General features: G+C 66.3%; 15 protein-coding genes. 13 read left to right on the top strand and 2 right to left on the bottom strand.

Annotated features, from left to right (window positions below):
- Positions 1 to 96 precede the first annotated feature (96 nt).
- From coxB to N5K27_RS08830, 6 genes are all read left to right on the top strand, one after another.
- The gene (gene coxB, locus N5K27_RS08805; protein ID WP_279815835.1) at positions 97 to 1257 is read left to right on the top strand and encodes a cytochrome c oxidase subunit II; all 1161 of its coding nucleotides are present in this window, start codon (positions 97 to 99) and stop codon (positions 1255 to 1257) included.
- 111 nt (positions 1258 to 1368) lie between these two features.
- Positions 1369 to 2970: a cytochrome c oxidase subunit I gene (gene ctaD, locus N5K27_RS08810; RefSeq protein ID WP_087838633.1), complete on the top strand. Its 1602-nt coding sequence runs from the start codon at positions 1369 to 1371 to the stop codon at positions 2968 to 2970.
- Complete coding sequence (locus tag N5K27_RS08815) at positions 2971 to 3081, top strand: cytochrome oxidase small assembly protein (RefSeq protein WP_217896306.1); 111 nt, start codon at positions 2971 to 2973, stop codon at positions 3079 to 3081.
- A 25-nt stretch (positions 3082 to 3106) separates the two neighbouring features.
- On the top strand, positions 3107 to 3706 hold the full coding sequence (locus tag N5K27_RS08820) for a cytochrome c oxidase assembly protein (protein ID WP_132979595.1): 600 nt from the start codon (positions 3107 to 3109) through the stop codon (positions 3704 to 3706).
- The gene (locus N5K27_RS08825) at positions 3703 to 3918 is read left to right on the top strand and encodes a DUF2970 domain-containing protein (RefSeq protein WP_087838631.1); all 216 of its coding nucleotides are present in this window, start codon (positions 3703 to 3705) and stop codon (positions 3916 to 3918) included. Before N5K27_RS08820 ends, N5K27_RS08825 begins: the two co-directional genes overlap by 4 nt.
- Positions 3919 to 3991: 73 nt before the next feature.
- Positions 3992 to 4867, top strand: a complete 876-nt coding sequence (locus N5K27_RS08830; RefSeq protein WP_087838630.1) for a cytochrome c oxidase subunit 3 — start codon at positions 3992 to 3994, stop codon at positions 4865 to 4867.
- A 272-nt stretch (positions 4868 to 5139) separates the two neighbouring features.
- Here the strand turns inward: N5K27_RS08830 and N5K27_RS08835 are convergent, their stop codons facing one another.
- Complete coding sequence (locus tag N5K27_RS08835) at positions 5140 to 5340, bottom strand: twin transmembrane helix small protein (RefSeq protein ID WP_087838629.1); 201 nt, start codon at positions 5338 to 5340, stop codon at positions 5140 to 5142.
- 93 nt (positions 5341 to 5433) lie between these two features.
- Here N5K27_RS08835 and N5K27_RS08840 point away from each other — a divergent pair, with 93 nt between their 5' ends.
- The 5 genes from N5K27_RS08840 to N5K27_RS08860 are packed head-to-tail and all read left to right on the top strand — an operon-like array spanning position 5434 to position 9442.
- On the top strand, positions 5434 to 6219 hold the full coding sequence (locus tag N5K27_RS08840; protein ID WP_087838628.1) for an SURF1 family protein: 786 nt from the start codon (positions 5434 to 5436) through the stop codon (positions 6217 to 6219).
- On the top strand, positions 6191 to 6835 hold the full coding sequence (locus N5K27_RS08845; RefSeq protein WP_243724492.1) for a hypothetical protein: 645 nt from the start codon (positions 6191 to 6193) through the stop codon (positions 6833 to 6835). Before N5K27_RS08840 ends, N5K27_RS08845 begins: the two co-directional genes overlap by 29 nt.
- A gap of 9 nt (positions 6836 to 6844) precedes the next feature.
- Positions 6845 to 7894, top strand: coding sequence for a COX15/CtaA family protein (locus tag N5K27_RS08850; protein WP_087838627.1), 1050 nt, complete (start codon positions 6845 to 6847; stop codon positions 7892 to 7894).
- A 15-nt stretch (positions 7895 to 7909) separates the two neighbouring features.
- Positions 7910 to 8794, top strand: coding sequence for a heme o synthase (gene cyoE, locus N5K27_RS08855; RefSeq protein ID WP_087838626.1), 885 nt, complete (start codon positions 7910 to 7912; stop codon positions 8792 to 8794).
- Between the two features lie 60 nt (positions 8795 to 8854).
- Positions 8855 to 9442, top strand: a complete 588-nt coding sequence (locus N5K27_RS08860; RefSeq protein ID WP_279815843.1) for an SCO family protein — start codon at positions 8855 to 8857, stop codon at positions 9440 to 9442.
- 611 nt (positions 9443 to 10053) lie between these two features.
- Here N5K27_RS08860 and rpoH read toward each other — a convergent pair.
- Positions 10054 to 10968, bottom strand: a complete 915-nt coding sequence (gene rpoH / locus N5K27_RS08865) for an RNA polymerase sigma factor RpoH (protein WP_087838624.1) — start codon at positions 10966 to 10968, stop codon at positions 10054 to 10056.
- A 266-nt stretch (positions 10969 to 11234) separates the two neighbouring features.
- Here rpoH and N5K27_RS08870 point away from each other — a divergent pair, with 266 nt between their 5' ends.
- Together N5K27_RS08870 and N5K27_RS08875 are read left to right on the top strand one after the other, a co-directional pair.
- Positions 11235 to 11936: a hypothetical protein gene (locus tag N5K27_RS08870; RefSeq protein ID WP_087838623.1), complete on the top strand. Its 702-nt coding sequence runs from the start codon at positions 11235 to 11237 to the stop codon at positions 11934 to 11936.
- A 205-nt stretch (positions 11937 to 12141) separates the two neighbouring features.
- Positions 12142 to 16926: a glutamate synthase-related protein gene (locus N5K27_RS08875; RefSeq protein WP_087838622.1), complete on the top strand. Its 4785-nt coding sequence runs from the start codon at positions 12142 to 12144 to the stop codon at positions 16924 to 16926.
- The last annotated feature ends 60 nt before the right edge of the window (positions 16927 to 16986 follow it).

The following is a 16986-nucleotide window of genomic DNA, read 5'->3' on the forward strand; positions in this document are numbered from 1 at the left end:
GCATGGTAAGGAGTTTTGTGGCGGTGGGGGCCCGCGCAAGCTGCGCACGGTGTCGGCTGCCTGAATAACACTAAACGCTGTTCTTCGAGGTCGGACATGAAGAAGTGGTTGGGTGGGTCGTTGGGGGCGTTGATGGTCAGCATGCTGGCCGGCAACGCAGCATTTGCCGTCAACGACAGCGTGGGCGGCCCGAAAGTCAATCAGCTCAATCTGCACGAGCCCGTCACCAGCATCGCGGCGCAGATCGAGTGGCTGCACTGGATGATGCTGGCCATCTGTTTGGTCATCTTCATCGCGGTGTTCGCGGTGATGTTCTATTCCATCTGGGCGCACCGGAAGTCGCGCGGCGCCAAGCCCGCGTCGTTCCACGAGAGCATAGGCGTCGAAGTCGCCTGGACCGTGATTCCGTTCCTGATCGTGATCGGCATGGCCCTGCCGGCCACCAAGACCGTGGTCGCGATGAAGGACACGTCCAATGCCGACCTGACGGTGAAGGCCACCGGCTACCAATGGAAATGGGGCTACGACTACCTGAACGGCGAAGGCGAGGGCATCTCCTTCCTGTCCAACCTGTCCACCCCGATGGAGCAGCGCAACGGTACCGAACCCAAGGGCGACAACTACCTGATCGAGGTCGACAATCCCCTGGTCGTGCCGGTCAACAAGAAGGTCCGCGTCATCACCACCGCCAACGACGTCATCCACGCGTGGATGGTGCCGGCCTTCGGCGTCAAGCAGGACGCGATCCCCGGATTCGTGCGCGACACCTGGTTCCGCGCCGAGAAAACCGGCGAATTCCGCGGCCAGTGCGCGGAACTGTGCGGCAAGGACCACGCCTTCATGCCCATCGTCGTGAAGGTCGTCTCCCAGGAGGACTATAGTAAGTGGGTCGAGGAGCAGAAGGCCAAGCTGGCCGCGCAAGCCGACGGTCCCAACAAGACCTGGACGGCCGACGAACTGAAGACCCGCGGCGAAAAGGTGTTCGCGTCCAATTGCGTGGCCTGTCACCAGGCCAACGGCAAGGGCGTGCCGGGCACCTTCCCCGCGCTGGATGCCGACCCGACCGTACTGGGCCCCAAGGACAAGCAGATCGAAACCGTGCTGAAGGGCCGTCCCGGCACCGCCATGGCCTCGTTCGCGCACCTGTCCGACGTCGAGATCGCCGCCGCCATCACCTATACCCGCAATGCCTGGAGCAACGCGGGCAAGGGCCAGGATCCCGTCGTGCAGCCCGCCGATGTGAAGTCGGCCCGCTAAGGACGAGCGGCCGCCCCGCGGGGGCGGCCTGCAGTACCGGTTCAGTTTTCACATATTGAGCGCCTTCGTCACGATAGCGAAGACAGCAGTACGGAGCAGCAAGGAGCCATCATGAGCAGCACCGCGATCGATCACGCCCACGGGCACGATCATGACGACCACGCCCACGGCCATCCGACTGGCTGGCGGCGCTGGCTGTTCGCCACGAACCACAAAGATATCGGTACGATGTACCTGATCTTTTCCTTCACGATGCTGATGGAAGGCGGACTGCTGGCGCTGCTGCTGCGCACCGAGCTGTTCGAGCCGGGCATCCAGTTCTTCCAGCCCGAGCTGTTCAACCAGTTCACCACCATGCACGGCCTGATCATGGTGTTCGGCGCGATCATGCCGGCCTTCGTGGGCTTCGCGAACTGGATGATCCCGCTGCAGATCGGCGCCTCGGACATGGCCTTTGCGCGGATGAACAACTTCAGCTTCTGGCTGCTGCCCGTCGCCGCCATCCTGCTGACGGTCTCGTTCTTCGTGCCGGGCGGCGCCACCGCCGCGGGCTGGACGCTGTACGCGCCGCTGTCGGTCCAGATGGGCCCCGGCATGGACTTCGCGATCTTCGCCGTGCACATCATGGGCGCCTCGTCCATCATGGGCGCGATCAACATCATCGTGACCATCCTGAACATGCGCGCGCCCGGCATGACGCTGATGAAGATGCCGCTGTTCTGCTGGACCTGGCTCATCACCGCCTACCTGCTGATCGCCGTGATGCCCGTGCTGGCCGGCGCCATCACCATGGTGCTGACCGACCGCCATTTCGGCACCTCGTTCTTCAACGCGGCCGGCGGCGGCGATCCGGTCATGTACCAGCACATCTTCTGGTTCTTCGGGCACCCCGAGGTCTACATCATGATCTTGCCGGCGTTCGGCATCGTGTCGGCCATCGTCCCGGTTTTCGCCCGCAAGCGCCTGTTCGGCTATGCCTCCATGGTGTACGCCACGGCCTCGATCGCCATCCTGTCGTTCATCGTGTGGGCCCACCACATGTTCACGACCGGCATGCCCGTCACCGGCCAGCTGTTCTTCATGTACGCGACCATGCTGATCGCGGTGCCCACCGGCGTGAAGATCTTCAACTGGCTGGCCACCATGTGGCGCGGCTCGATGACCTTCGAGACGCCGATGCTGTTCGCGATCGGCTTCATCTTCGTGTTCACGATGGGCGGCTTCACCGGCCTGATCCTGGCCGTCGCGCCCATCGACATCCAGGTGCAGGACACCTACTACGTGGTGGCGCACTTCCACTACGTGCTGGTGGCCGGTTCGCTGTTCGCGCTGTTCGGCGGCACCTACTACTGGCTGCCGAAGTGGACGGGCGTGATGTATGACGAGAAGCTCGGCAAGATCCACTTCTGGTCGTCGCTGATCTCGTTCAACGTCACCTTCTTCCCGATGCACTTCCTGGGCCTGGCCGGCATGCCCCGCCGCTATGCGGACTACGCCGCCCAGTTCACCGACTTCCACCAGATCGCCACCATCGGCGCCTTCTGGTTCGGCCTGTCGCAACTGCTGTTCCTGTACGTCGTGCTGAAGGCCTACCGGGGCCATGGCGAGCCCGCTCCCGCCAACCCCTGGGGCGCCGAGGACGGCGGCCTGGAGTGGACCCTTCCTTCGCCGGCGCCGTACCATTCGTTCGAAACGCCGCCTCAGGTCAAGTAGATGGTCACGTCCGAGCAGCGCCGCCGCAACCGGCGCACGGGCCTTGCACTCGCAGTTCTGGTCGCCGCGTTTTTCCTCGCGGTGATCCTGCGCAAGGTCTTCCTCGGCTGACCCGATACGTGTCGCAGGTGCCCGCATGACGCATCCCGACCCCAGGCAACCCGCCAAGCCCGCGTCCGACAACCGTCGGATGCTGGGCAAGCTGGCCGTCATCATCGCGATGATGTTCGGCTTCGGCTATGCGCTGGTTCCCATGTACCGCGCCATTTGCGAGGTGACGGGCATCAACGTGCTGACCAAGGTCGACGACGATGCCGCCGCCTTCGCGCGCAATACGCAGGTCGACACCAGCCGTACCGTCAAGATCGTGTTCGATGCGAACATCCACGGTCCATGGCGGTTCCGGCCGGTGCAGTCGTCCATGGACGTCAATCCGGGCGAGCTGGCGACCATCGTCTACGAGATCGCCAACCAGCAGGACCGCGAAATGGCGGGGCAGGCCATCCCCAGCTATGCGCCCATGGTGGCCGGCCAGTATTTCAAGAAGCTGGAGTGCTTCTGTTTTTCCCAGCAGGACCTGAAAGCGCGCGAGACGCGCCAGTTCCCGGTGGTGTTCGTGGTGGATCCCAAGCTGCCGAAGGATGTGCATACGATCACGCTGTCGTATACGTTCTTCGAGGTCGGCGGACGGTCGGCCGACGTGCGGCCCGCCGCCGGGTCCGGAGGCAAGAGTTGAGCGACGACCTGAAATCGGCCGCCGGCCGCAAGCTCAATTTCTTCCAGACCCTGGGCGCGGTGCTGTGGTCCTTCACGGGTTTGCGGCGCGGGGCGGACTACCGCAACGATGCCGCCAAGCTCAATCCGATCTACGTCATCATCGCCGGTGTCGTGATGGCGGTGGTGTTTGTGGTAGTGCTGCTGCTGATCGTCAGGACGGTCGTCGGCTAGAAGAACAAGGATGGCCGGGAAGGCCGTCTCCGAATCATGTGCGGTTTTGTGGAATTCGCGAAGGAGAGTTGAGATGAGTGCAAGTCACTCGGTTTCGGGCAAGGAGGCGCCGTACTATTTCGTGCCGGCTCCATCCATGCATCCCGCCACGGCCAGCCTGGCACTGCTGTTCTTCCTGCTGGGCATGGCCCTGTGGGTCAACAGCGTGAGCGTCGGCCCATGGTTCGTGCTGGCCGGCGTGCTCGGCTTCCTCTTCGTGCTCTACCGCTGGTTCGGCGATGCCATCGCCGAGTCCACCGGCGGGCTCTACAGCAAGCGTGTCGACGTTTCGTACCGCTGGAGCATGAGCTGGTTCATCTTCTCCGAGGTCATGTTCTTCGCCGCCTTCTTCGGCGCGCTGTTCTACGCCCGCGCGTTCACCACGCCCTGGCTGTCGGACCTCGACAACCGCATGGTGCTGTGGCCGGATTTCGCCGGCGCCTGGCCCAATACCGGCCCGGCCGGGACCATCGAGCCCTTCACCGCGATGGGGCCCTTCTGGATCCCCACCATCAACACCGCCCTGCTGCTGACCTCGGGCGTGACGCTGACGATCTCGCACCACGCGCTGCTGGCCAGCAACCGCGCGAAGGCCGCCTTCTGGCTGTTCGTCACCATCCTGCTGGGCGCGACCTTCATGGGCTTCCAGGCCTATGAGTATTTCCATGCGTACACCGAGCTGAACCTCAAGCTCACCTCGGGCGCCTTCGGCTCCACGTTCTACATGCTGACGGGCTTCCACGGCTTCCACGTCACCATGGGCGCCATCATGCTGGCGGTGATGCTGCGCCGCCTGATCCGGGGCGACTTCACGGCTACCCACCATTTCGGCTTCGAAGGCGCCGCCTGGTACTGGCACTTCGTCGACGTCGTGTGGCTGGGCTTGTACCTCTTCGTCTACTGGTTCTAGAAGGGAACCCCCCCCCCTACGCGCTGACGCGCGCCCCCCCAGGGGGGCGGCACTGGCGGACCGGCGGAGCCGGATCCGCTGTGCCCTGGTTCGGGGGGGGGGCGTGAGACGGAAGGGGGACATGTTCTCAGCGGCCTGCGACAGTTGGCCGCTTCCCGGGGTGTGTGGGGGCAGGCACACTAGCAGGCTGGGCCTTCCGGTGAGCCGGACAGGGGCCTGCCCTTCGGGGCCGCCGGGGCCGTCCAGATGCCGCGCCGCCTGGCGCGGGCCGGTCAACGCAGGCCGGTGCTCTGGATCCAGCCCATCCAATGGGCGAACAGCACGAACAGGAACAACAGCACCGACAGGCCGATCCGGGCCGTCAGCGCGTAGACCATACGCTTGCTATTGCCGGTGTCCCTCATCAGGTAGACCAGGGCGGAACCCAAGCTGTACAGAATGCCGACGAAGGCTATGCCTACTATGATGCGCATCGAATCTCTCCTCCAGCCCGCGATTATGGCAGTCCGCGCGGTGCCGTGCGCTTCTTCCGCTGCATGAAACGCTCGGCGCCCCATCCTGCCGGCATGCCGGCGCCGATCCCGCCGGCCGGCCGCAGGCATGCCGGCGGTGGGTCGGTCCCGCTGGCCCTGGTGCTGCTGGCCGCCACCGTGGCGGTCACGGTCGCGCTGGGCCGCTGGCAACTGGGGCGGGCTCACGAAAAAGCCGCCACCCTGGCCGCGCTGGAAGCGGGCCGCGGCTTGCCGCCCTTGGCCCTGGGGCCGGAGCGGACCGCCCAGGACCTGATCCCCTGGCGGTCGGCCCAGGCCTCCGGCCACTGGCTGGCCGACCGGACGGTGCTGCTGGACAACCGCATGGCGGACGGCCGGCCGGGTTTCTGGGTCGTGACGCCGCTGGCGTTCGACGACGAGGGCCGGCAGGCGGTGGCCGTACTGCGGGGCTGGCTGCCGCGTCCCGTGCCCGACGCCCCGGTCACCGTACGTACGCCGACCGGCCCGGTCACCGTGCGGGGCGAACTCGTCCCGCGCGTGCCGCGCCTGTTCGAACTGCCCGCGTTGAGCGGGCGCAAGCGCGACGAGTTGGCATCGAGCCTGCCCGGCTGGCCCGGCGCGCCGCCCCGGGTGCAGAACCTGGAGCTGGAGACCTACGCCAAGGCCGCGGGTGTGGCCCTGCTGCCCGCCGTGCTGGAGCAGACCGGCGAAGCGCCGGACGGGCTGGTCCGCGACTGGGCCGGTCCGCCTACCAATATAGACACGCACCGCGGTTATGCGTTGCAGTGGTTTTCGTTCGCGGCCATCGCCGCCATCGCCTTTGGAGTCATCCTTGTCCGAGTCCTCCGCCCGAAACGCTAGCGGCGCCGCCGTCCGGCCACGGCGCTCGCTGTTCGCCCTGTACGCGGTGCTGGCGATCTGCGCCGCGCCCGTGGTGGCGGCCGCGCTGGTCTATTTCCTGGAATGGCGTCCGGGCAGCGCCGGCACCAACTACGGCGACCTGGTCGAGCCGCAGCGCCCGGTTCCGCCGGCCGAGCAACTGCAATTGACGGACCTGGACGGCACGCCGTTCGACCTGCGCAGCCTGAACGGCAAGTGGGTCATGGTGGCCGCCCACGGCGGCGACTGCGGCGACGAGTGCGCCAAGAAGCTCTACATCATGCGCCAGACGCATGCCAGCACGGGCAAGAACGTGGGGCGCATCGAGCGCGTCTGGCTGATCCTGGACGACGAGCCCGTGCCGACCGTGGTCATCCGCGCCTACGAAGGCACCCACATGGTCCGCGCCCGGGCCGAGCAGGTGGGGCGCTTCCTCGCGCTGCCGCCCGGCGTCGACGCCACGCCCGCGGCGCTCGGCCAGCACATCTGGCTGGTCGACCCTCGCAACAACCTGATGCTGCGCTTCCCCGAGAATCCCGATCCCCTGCGCCTGCGCGAGGACATCGGCAAGCTGCTGCACGCGTCGCGCATCGGCTAGGGCGGGACCATGGACACGCAACGCCTCGAAGAGGGCACCACCCGGATCCGCGCCCGCTACGCCAGGCTGGTGGCGATCACGATGTTCCTGACCTTCGACCTGATCATGTTCGGCGCCTTCGTGCGGCTGACCGATTCCGGCCTGGGCTGCCCCGACTGGCCGGGTTGCTACGGCAATGCGTCCCCGATCGGGGCGCGGCATGACATCCACGCCGCCGCGACGGCCATGCCCGAAGGACCGGTTACACTATCCAAGGCCTGGATAGAGATGATCCACCGCTACGCGGGCACCCTGCTGGGCATGCTGATCATCGGCATCGTGTTCATGGCCTGGCGCCACCGCAAGGCGCTGGCACAGTCCCCCTGGCTGGCCACGGTGATCCTGCCGGCGGTCTGCCTGCAGGGGGCCTTCGGCGCCTGGACCGTCACCCATCAACTGATGCCGGCCGTGGTCACCGCCCACCTGCTGGGCGGGATCAGCCTGCTGGCGCTGCTGACCTGGCTGTCGGCCAGGCAGACCGTGCTGCCGGATATCGTGCCGGAAGCCGGACGTTGGCGGAAATACGTGGCGGTCGGCCTGGTGTTGCTGTATACGCAGCTGGCGCTGGGGGGCTGGGTCAGCACGAATTACGCGGCGCTGGCCTGCATGGATTTCCCGACCTGCCACGGCCAGTGGCTGCCGGACATGGACTTCGGCGGCGGCTATTCGATCGTGCGCGGGCTGGGCGAGCTGCCATCGGGCGAGATCATCTCGCAAAGCGCGCTGACCGCCATCCACTGGACGCATCGCAATTTCGCGTTCGTGGTCCTGATCTACCTGGGCGGATTGGCGCTCAGGTTGCGCCGATACGACGGCCTGCAGGGGCCGTCGCGGGCGCTGCTGGCCATGCTCGTGGTGCAACTGCTGACCGGGCTGACCAGCATTTTCCTGCAATGGCCTATAGTGATCGCCGTGCTGCATAACGGCGGGGCCGCCGTCCTGACCATCCTGTGCGTGACGCTGCTGGTCAGGCTGGGACGGGCCCGCCACGCGCCGGATGGCGGCGCGAGGGCCTACTGAAGTTCGGGAATCCTCATGGAAAGCATTACTGTGTCTACCGTCAGTCTGCGTCTTCGGCAATATTGGGTGCTGACCAAGCCTCGCGTCAGCCAGCTTGCCGTTTTCTGCGCGGTCATCGGCATGTTCCTCGCCACCCCCGCCGTGCCGCCGTGGCAGACCGTGATCGCGGCGACGATAGGCATCTGGCTGCTGGCGGCGGCCGCCTTCGCCATCAACTGCCTGATCGAGGAGCAGGTCGACGCGCGCATGGCCCGCACCGCGCACCGGCCCACCGCGCGGGGCGACATCGGCGCGCTGCAGATTATCGCCATGTCGGGCGTGGTCGGCGGCCTGGGCATGACCGTGCTCTACACCCTGGTCAATCCGCTGACCATGTGGCTGACCTTCGCGACCTTCGTCGGCTACGCCATCATCTATACCGTCATCCTGAAGCCCCGCACGCCGCAGAACATCGTGATCGGCGGCCTTTCCGGCGCCATGCCGCCGGCGCTGGGCTGGGCCGCCGTGGCCGACAGCGTCCCGGCCGAGGCGTGGCTGCTGGTACTGATCATCTTCATCTGGACGCCGCCGCATTTCTGGGCCCTGGCGCTGTACCGCACCAAGGACTACGAGAACGCCGGCCTGCCCATGCTGCCCGTCACGCACGGCCAGAAGCTCACGCGGCTGCACATCCTGCTGTATTCCGTGGCGCTGTTCGCCACCACGCTGCTGCCCTACGTGATCCGCATGAGCGGCCTGGTCTACCTGGCCAGCGCCGTGGCCCTGGGGCTGGTGTTCGTGGGCTATGCCTGGAAGCTCTACCGCAGCTACAGCGACGAGCTGGCGCGGCGCCTGTTTCGCTATTCGATCCTGTATCTGTCGCTGCTGTTCGCGGCCCTGCTGGTCGATCACTGGTTGTGAGGGACGTCCGCCCGTGTCCGGGCGGATTCTCCCTCCGTTTGTCGTCATTGAGGGTTAGTCATGGCCGAGTTTGCTGTTTCCCGCCGTTTCGTCCTGCGCGCCGGCGCTGCCGCCGTGGCGGCGGCGATGTTGGCGGCTTGCCAGAAGAAGCCTTCGTTCAACAGCACCGACGTGAGCGGATCGGATCTGGGAACGGATCTGTCCCTGACGGATTTCAACGGACAGCCGCGCACGCTGCAGGACTTCAAGGGCAAGGTCCTGGTGGTGTTCTTCGGCTTCGTGCAGTGTCCCGACGTGTGTCCGACCACGCTGGCCGAGTTCGTGCAGGTCAAGAGCAGCCTGGGCAAGGACGGCGACAAGGTCCAGGTCGCCTTCGTGACGGTGGATCCCGAGCGTGACACGCCCGAGATCCTGCGTGCGTACGTGACCCAGTTCGACCCCAGCTTCCTCGGGCTGCGCGGCGACGCCGATGCCACCGCCCGCGTGGCCAAGTCCTTCAAGGTGTTCTACGGCAAGGAGCCCGGTTCCTACACCATGGACCACACCGCCGGCGTCTACATCTACGACCCCGACGGCCACCTGCGCCTCTTCGCCCGCCACAATGCCGGCGTCGACGCCCTGGCCAGCGACATTCGCCAGCTGTTATAGCCCCCCTACGCGCTGACGCGCGCCCCCCAGGGGGCGAAACCGGCGGACTGGCAAAGCCAGATCCGCGGTTTCCTGGGTCTAGGGAAACTATCTTGGACTTAAGCACGGCTGCTACCGCTGGCAGCCAGCGACAGCACCGGTGCCGCACACTCCAAGAAACGGGTACTAGACCCAGGATGCGGTGGATCCGGCTCCGCCGGTCCACCCGCATCGCCCCCTTGAGGGGGCCCGCGTAAGCGGGTAGGGGGTGGGCTCCCCCTAAAAAAACGGGACACCGAAGGTGTCCCGTGGAATATCCGCCTCAAGTGGGGGGGAGGGAGGAGAAAAGCAGAGGCGGATGTATCGGCTGGTACCGGCAGACTGCGCCGGAAGAAACGTCGAGCGGGGGAAGCCCGACATTCCGACACGAGGGCGTTGCACCCAAAGCGTGTCCCACCTGATGGTTAGTCCACGCCCAGGCGGGGAAGTTCACCCGCCACCCGTGTTTCCACGTAAATTTCCGCCATTTCTGTAACTTCGTGTGACGGCTGTCGCGCCCAAATAAAAAGGGCGGATCCGGTGCTCCGGAATCCGCCCTCGGGCTCGTGTCGCCCTGGCCGCTGCCTGCGGGGTCAGGCGTACTCGGCCAGCGCTCCGCGCATCTTGGTCATGGCGCGGGCCTCGATCTGCCGGATGCGCTCGGCGGACACACCGAATTCGTCCGCGAGTTCCTGCAGGGTGGCGCCACCTTCGTCTTTCAGCCAGCGCGCCTCGATGATGCGGCGCGACCGCTCGTCCAGGCTATCCAGCGCTTGCAGCAGTCCGCTGCCGTGCAGTTCGTCGCGGCGGCGTTCCTCGAGGATGGCGCTGGGCTCGTGCTGGCCTTCGTCCGACAGGTAGGCGATAGGGGCGAAATCGTTTTCGCCGTCATCGGTGCCACGGCCTTCCAGGGCCATGTCCTGCCCGTACAGGCGCACTTCCATCTCGGTCACGTCCTGCGGCCGCACGTTCAGGCTGGCGGCGATTTCCTCGACCTGCTCCGGCGTCAGCGCATGCGAGTCCGGTTTCAGGCTGCGCAGGTTGAAGAACAGCTTGCGCTGGGCCTTGGTGGTCGCCACCTTGACCAGGCGCCAGTTCTTCAGGATGTACTCGTGGATCTCGGCCTTGACCCAATGGATGGCGAAGGAGACCAGCCGTACGCCGCGGTTGGGGTCGAAGCGCTTGACGGCCTTCATCAGGCCGACGTTGCCTTCCTGGATCAGGTCGGCGTGCGGCAATCCGTAGCCCAGGTATTGGCGGGCGATGGCCACCACCAGGCGCAGGTGCGACAGCACCAGTTCGCGGGCGGCGTTGAGGTCCTGCTTTTCCTGGTAGCGCAGGGCCAGGTCGTGTTCCTGCTCGGCCGTCAGCACCGGCAGGCGGTTGACGGCGCCGATATAGGCTTCGATCGTGCCAAGGGCGCCCGGGTTGGCGATGGCCAGGGCCAGCGCGCCCGGACCGCTTGTGGCGGGTGCGAGGACGTTGGACTGATTCGACGAACGTTTCATAAACGGCTTACCTCCATGTCTGAAGGTTAGCACTCTCGAACAAAGAGTGCTAATGGGTGTTTTTGATGGGTGCGATAAAGCGATTCGATCGCTGTGCAATGCAGCACGGCGAGCGGACCCGGTCGGGACGGCGCCGGAGGGGAGCCGATGGGGACCGGGCTTGGGCGGGCGATCAGGGTTTCATACTGCATAGACCATGAAATCGGCGTATCGTTCGCGGAAACCTGCATTTTCCGACCTTCTATATTGATGCGTCCCCAATAAACATGGCCCGCCTTCCCCGCCTGTACGCTCCGGATCTTCCCCATCTCGCCCAGGCCCGTTTCACGGTTCCCCTGTCGGCGGGGGGCGACGGCGGCGCCATGCTGGACCAGGTGGCCGCCTGGCTGGAGGCCGACGCCCGGCAGCACGGCGTGGCCGTTCATGGGTGGGCGCTTACTTTCGATCAACTGTTGCTGATGGCCACGCCCTCGGGCCCAGGCGGGATTTCGGCCGTGATCCAGTCCCTGGGACGCCGCCTGGCCGCCCGATTACATATAGGCAGGGTCTTTGCCGGCCGGTTCCGCTCCACGCTGGTCGAGCCGGGCGCCTGGGTGCTGCCCTGCCTGATCTGGCTCGAGACGGTCCCGCTGCGCCAGGGGCTGGCCGGCGATGCGGAACTGTGGCGCTGGTCCTCGGCCCCGGCGCACGTGGGGGCCGCGGCGGCGGGGCTGCTGCACGACCATGCCGACTATTGGGCCTGCGGCAATACGCCGTTCGACCGGCAGGCCAACTACCGCGCCAGAATGGCCGAGGGCGTGGCGCCCTCGGCGGCGCAGCGCATCGAACAGGCGCTATACGGCCAATGGGCCTTGGGTGGGCCGGCCTTCGTGCAGTCGCTCGAGGGCACCAGCAGCCGGCGCGCCGCGGCCAGCAAGCGGGGGAGGCCCCGGAAACAGCCGCGAGCAGAGGATGAAAACGCACGGTAATGGTGCGACCCCAATTTAATTTCCTCGATTTGTAGCCTGGATAATAATTGGGGACGTTCCCCTTTTTATTTTTCTTGCAGCCCCTGGTGCGCCGCAGTATCGTCGTTTTCCCCTGGCGCTGCTCCTGTGCGCGCCGGGTTCGGAATTCCCGATGTCCAGTACCCGGATTCGTGCCCGGCACGCGAGTCCTCCAGCGGAGCGCACCATGCCCCTATCCAGCCAGGATCACCTCTCGGCCCCGTTGTCCCGGACGGCCGTCATCGACGCTTCGCGCATCGGCCTGCCCGCGCCGCGCCAGCCGGACGCCCAGGGCCTGTACGACCCGTCCAACGAACACGACGCCTGTGGCGTGGGTTTCGTGGCCCACATCAAGGGCCAGAAAAGCCATTCCATCATCCAGCAGGGCCTGAAGATCCTCGAGAACATCGACCACCGCGGCGCGGTGGGCGCCGATCCCCTCATGGGCGATGGCGCCGGCATCCTGATCCAGATCCCCGATGCGCTGTACCGCGAGGAAATGGCCGCCCAGGGCGTGGTCCTGCCCGCTCCCGGGGAATACGGGGTGGCGATGGTGTTCCTGCCCCAGGAAATAGGGTCGCGGCTGGCCTGTGAGGCCGAGCTCGAGCGCGCCGTGCGCGCCGAGGGCCAGGTGGTGCTGGGCTGGCGCGACGTGCCCATCGACAAGGACATGCCGATGTCGCCCAACGTGAAGAGCATGGAACCGGTCATCCGGCAGCTCTTCATCGGCCGGGGCGGCGACGTCATGGTGCCCGACGCGCTCGAGCGCAAGCTGTATGTCATCCGCAAGATGGCCTCGCACGCCATCCAGAAGATGCACCTGAAGCACGGCAAGGAATACTTCGTGCCGTCCATCTCCAGCCGCACCGTGGTCTACAAGGGCCTGCTGCTGGCCGACCAGGTGGGCCGCTACTACCGCGACCTGGCCGACGCGCGCGCCGTCACGGCGCTGGCCCTGGTGCACCAGCGTTTCTCCACCAACACCTTCCCCGCCTGGCCGCTGGCCCACCCCTATCGCCTGATCGCCCACAACGGCGAGATCAACACGGTCAAGGGCAACTTCAACTGGCTGCGCGCCCGCGAAGGCGTGATGCAGTCGCCGGTGCTGGGCGAGGACCTGAAGAAGCTCTATCCCATCGTCTACGAAGGCCAGTCCGACACCGCCACGTTCGACAACTGCCTCGAACTGCTGGTCATGTCCGGCTATTCCATCTCGCACGCCATGATGATGATGATTCCCGAGGCCTGGGAACAGCATGCCGAGATGGACGAGGCGCGCCGTGCCTTCTATGAATACCATGCCGCGATGATGGAACCCTGGGACGGCCCGGCCGCCATCGCCTTCACCGACGGCCGCCAGATCGGCGCCACGCTGGACCGCAACGGCCTGCGCCCGGCGCGCTACATCGTCACCGACGACGACCTGGTCATCATGGCTTCGGAGTCGGGCGTGCTGCCGGTCCCGCAAAGCAAGATCGTCAAGAAGTGGCGCCTGCAGCCGGGCAAGATGTTCCTGATCGACCTGGAGCTCGGCCGCATCATCGACGACAAGGAACTGAAGGACCAGCTCGCCAACAGCAAGCCGTACCGCCAGTGGATCGAGCGCATCCGCATCAAGCTGGACACGCTGCCCGAACCCGTCCGCGAAGAGGTCGAGGAAGGCCGCTCGTCCGTGCCCATGCTCGACCGGCAGCAGGCCTTCGGCTGGACGCAGGAGGACTACAAGTTCATCCTGCGCCCCATGGCCGCGCTGGGCGAGGAAACCACGGGCTCGATGGGCAACGACGCGCCGCTGGCCGTGCTGTCCAACAAGAACAAGAGCCTCTACAACTACTTCCGCCAGCTGTTCGCGCAGGTCACCAACCCGCCCATCGACCCCATCCGCGAAAACATGGTGATGTCGCTGGTGTCGTTCATCGGGCCCAAGCCCAACGTGCTCGACATCAACAACGTGAACCCGCCGCTGCGCCTGGAAGTGGCGCAGCCGGTGCTGGACTTCGCCGACATGGCGCAGATCCGCCACATCGAGCGCGTCACGAACGGCAAGTTCAAGAGCTTCGAGCTGGACATCACCTATCCGGCCGCCTGGGGCAAGGAAGGCATCCAGGCCCGGGTCGCGGCGCTGTGCGCCCAGGCGGTGGATGCCGTCAAGAGCGGCTACAACATCCTGATCGTGTCCGACCGGCTGGTCGACGCGAACCGCGTGCCCATTCCCGCGCTGCTGGCCACCTCGGCCGTGCACCAGCATCTCATCCGCGCCGGCCTGCGCACCAGCACCGGCCTGGTGGTGGAAACCGGCTCGGCGCGCGAGGTGCATCATTTCGCGCTGCTGGGCGGCTACGGCGCCGAGGCGGTGCACCCCTACCTGGCGATGGAGGCGCTGGCCCACGAGCACGAGCACGACGCCAAGGTGCCCGTGGACAAGGCCATCTACAACTACGTCAAGGCCATCGGCAAGGGCCTGCAGAAGGTCATGTCCAAGATGGGCATCTCGACCTACATGTCGTACACCGGCGCCCAGATCTTCGAGGCCGTGGGCCTGAACCGTCCGCTGGTCGAGCAGTATTTCCCGGGCACCGCCAGCAACATCGAGGGCATCGGCATCTTCGAGGTGGCCGAGGAATCCCTGCGCATGCACAAGGCGGCCTTCGGCAATGACCCGCTGCTGGACGGCGCGCTGGACGAGGGTGGCGAATACGCCTTCCGGATCCGCGGCGAAGAGCACATGTGGACGCCGGACGCCATCGCCAAGCTGCAACATTCCACCCGTGCGGACAACTACCGCACCTACAAGGAATACGCGCAGATCATCAACGACCAGAGCAAGCGCCACATGACGCTGCGCGGCCTGTTCGAGTTCAAGTTCGACCCTGCCCACGCCATTCCGCTGGCCGAGGTCGAGCCGGCCAAGGAGATCGTCAAGCGCTTCGCGACCGGCGCGATGTCGCTGGGGTCGATCTCGACCGAGGCCCACTCGGTGCTGGCGATCGCGATGAACCGCATCGGCGGCAAGTCCAATACGGGCGAGGGCGGCGAGGACGAACTGCGCTATCGCGCCGAACTGCAGCACGGCAAGGCCGGCATCAAGGACGGCGACACCCTGGCGTCGGTGCTGGGCGCCGACCGCGTGGTGGCCGACGTGCCGCTGAAGGCCGGCGATTCGCTGCGTTCGCGCATCAAGCAGGTGGCCTCGGGACGCTTCGGCGTATCGGCCGAGTACCTGGCCAGCGCCGACCAGATCCAGATCAAGATGGCGCAGGGCGCCAAGCCCGGCGAGGGCGGCCAGCTGCCCGGCCACAAGGTGTCGGAATACATCGCCAAGCTGCGCTTCTCGGTGCCGGGCGTGGGCCTGATCTCGCCTCCGCCGCACCACGACATCTATTCCATCGAGGACCTGGCCCAGCTCATCCATGACCTGAAGAACGCCAATCCCCAGGCATCCATCTCGGTCAAGCTGGTGTCCGAGGTCGGTGTCGGCACGGTGGCCGCGGGCGTGGCCAAGGCCAAGTCCGACCACGTGGTGATCGCCGGCCACGACGGCGGCACCGGCGCTTCGCCCGTGTCGTCGATCAAGCATGCCGGCACGCCGTGGGAACTGGGCCTGGCCGAGACGCAGCAGACCCTGGTGCTGAACCACCTGCGCGGCCGTATCCGCGTGCAGGCCGACGGCCAGATGAAGACCGGCCGCGACGTCGTGATTGGCGCGTTGCTGGGCGCCGACGAATTCGGGTTCGCCACCGCGCCGCTGGTGGTCGAAGGCTGCATCATGATGCGCAAGTGCCACCTGAATACCTGCCCGGTGGGCGTGGCCACGCAGGATCCCGTCCTGCGCGCCAAGTTCCAGGGCAAGCCCGAGCACGTCGTCAACTTCTTCTTCTTCATCGCCGAGGAAGTGCGCGAAATCATGGCCCAGCTGGGCATACGCAAGTTCGACGACCTGATCGGCCGTTCCGACCTGCTCGACATGCGTGCCGGCATCGAACACTGGAAGGCGCGCGGCCTGGACTTCAGCCGCGTGTTCCACCAGCCGCGCGTGGCGGCCGACGTGGCCCGCCTGCACGTGGATGAACAGGACCACGGCCTGGCCAAGGCGCTGGACCACCAGTTGATCGAGCGTGCGCGTCCCGCCATCGAGCGTGGCGAGAAGGTCTCGTTCATCACGACGGTGCGCAACGTGAACCGCACCATCGGCGCCATGCTATCCGGCATGGTGGCGCGCAAGTACGGCTACGAGGGCCTGCCCGACGACACCATCCACATCCAGTGCAACGGCACCGCCGGCCAGAGCTTCGGTGCCTTCCTGGCCCATGGCGTGACGCTGGACCTGGTGGGCGACGGCAACGACTACGTCGGCAAGGGACTGTCCGGCGGCCGCATCATCGTGCGCTCGCCCAATGATTTCCGCGGCCATGGGCCCGAGCACATCATCGTCGGCAATACCGTGCTGTACGGCGCGCTGTCGGGCGAGGCCTACTTCAACGGCGTGGCGGGCGAGCGCTTCGCGGTGCGCAACTCGGGCGCCGCGGCGGTGGTGGAAGGCGTGGGCGACCACGGCTGCGAATACATGACCGGCGGCACCGTGGTGGTGCTGGGCGAGACCGGCCGCAACTTCGCCGCGGGCATGTCGGGCGGCGTGGCCTACGTCTACGACCCGGACGGCGCCTTCCGTCTGCGCGCCAACATGGCCATGGTCGAGCTCGAGGAAGTCGTTCCCGCGGCGGTCCAGGAGAAGGAAGGTTCGCAGCGCCTGTGGCACAGCATGGTGCGGGGCGGCGAGCGGGATACCGACGAGGCCATCCTGCGCCGCCTGGTCGAGAACCATTTCCGCTACACCGGCAGCTTCCGCGCCCGCGACATCATGGATGCCTGGGAGACCGCCCGCACCCGGTTCGTCAAGGTCATGCCGACGGAGTACCGGCGCGCGCTGGGCGAAATGTGGGATGCCCGGAATCCGCAGAAGCTGGCCGCCTAGGCACGCCCTGCCGCCGGGAGGCGGCGTGAACCGTAATGAAGAATCGGAGCCGGCGCGGCG

Source organism: Pigmentiphaga sp. GD03639 (assembly GCF_029845405.1).
GTDB lineage: Bacteria > Pseudomonadota > Gammaproteobacteria > Burkholderiales > Burkholderiaceae_B > Pigmentiphaga > Pigmentiphaga daeguensis.

Coding starts and splice junctions, on each gene's coding strand:
- coxB (WP_279815835.1), top strand. CDS start 97: ATGAAGAAGTGGTTGGGTGGGTCGTTGGGGGCGTTGATGGTCAGCATG.
- ctaD (WP_087838633.1), top strand. CDS start 1,369: ATGAGCAGCACCGCGATCGATCACGCCCACGGGCACGATCATGACGAC.
- N5K27_RS08815 (WP_217896306.1), top strand. CDS start 2,971: ATGGTCACGTCCGAGCAGCGCCGCCGCAACCGGCGCACGGGCCTTGCA.
- N5K27_RS08820 (WP_132979595.1), top strand. CDS start 3,107: ATGACGCATCCCGACCCCAGGCAACCCGCCAAGCCCGCGTCCGACAAC.
- N5K27_RS08830 (WP_087838630.1), top strand. CDS start 3,992: ATGAGTGCAAGTCACTCGGTTTCGGGCAAGGAGGCGCCGTACTATTTC.
- N5K27_RS08835 (WP_087838629.1), bottom strand. CDS start 5,340: ATGCGCATCATAGTAGGCATAGCCTTCGTCGGCATTCTGTACAGCTTG.
- N5K27_RS08840 (WP_087838628.1), top strand. CDS start 5,434: ATGCCGGCGCCGATCCCGCCGGCCGGCCGCAGGCATGCCGGCGGTGGG.
- N5K27_RS08850 (WP_087838627.1), top strand. CDS start 6,845: ATGGACACGCAACGCCTCGAAGAGGGCACCACCCGGATCCGCGCCCGC.
- cyoE (WP_087838626.1), top strand. CDS start 7,910: ATGGAAAGCATTACTGTGTCTACCGTCAGTCTGCGTCTTCGGCAATAT.
- N5K27_RS08860 (WP_279815843.1), top strand. CDS start 8,855: ATGGCCGAGTTTGCTGTTTCCCGCCGTTTCGTCCTGCGCGCCGGCGCT.
- rpoH (WP_087838624.1), bottom strand. CDS start 10,968: ATGAAACGTTCGTCGAATCAGTCCAACGTCCTCGCACCCGCCACAAGC.
- N5K27_RS08870 (WP_087838623.1), top strand. CDS start 11,235: ATGGCCCGCCTTCCCCGCCTGTACGCTCCGGATCTTCCCCATCTCGCC.
- N5K27_RS08875 (WP_087838622.1), top strand. CDS start 12,142: ATGCCCCTATCCAGCCAGGATCACCTCTCGGCCCCGTTGTCCCGGACG.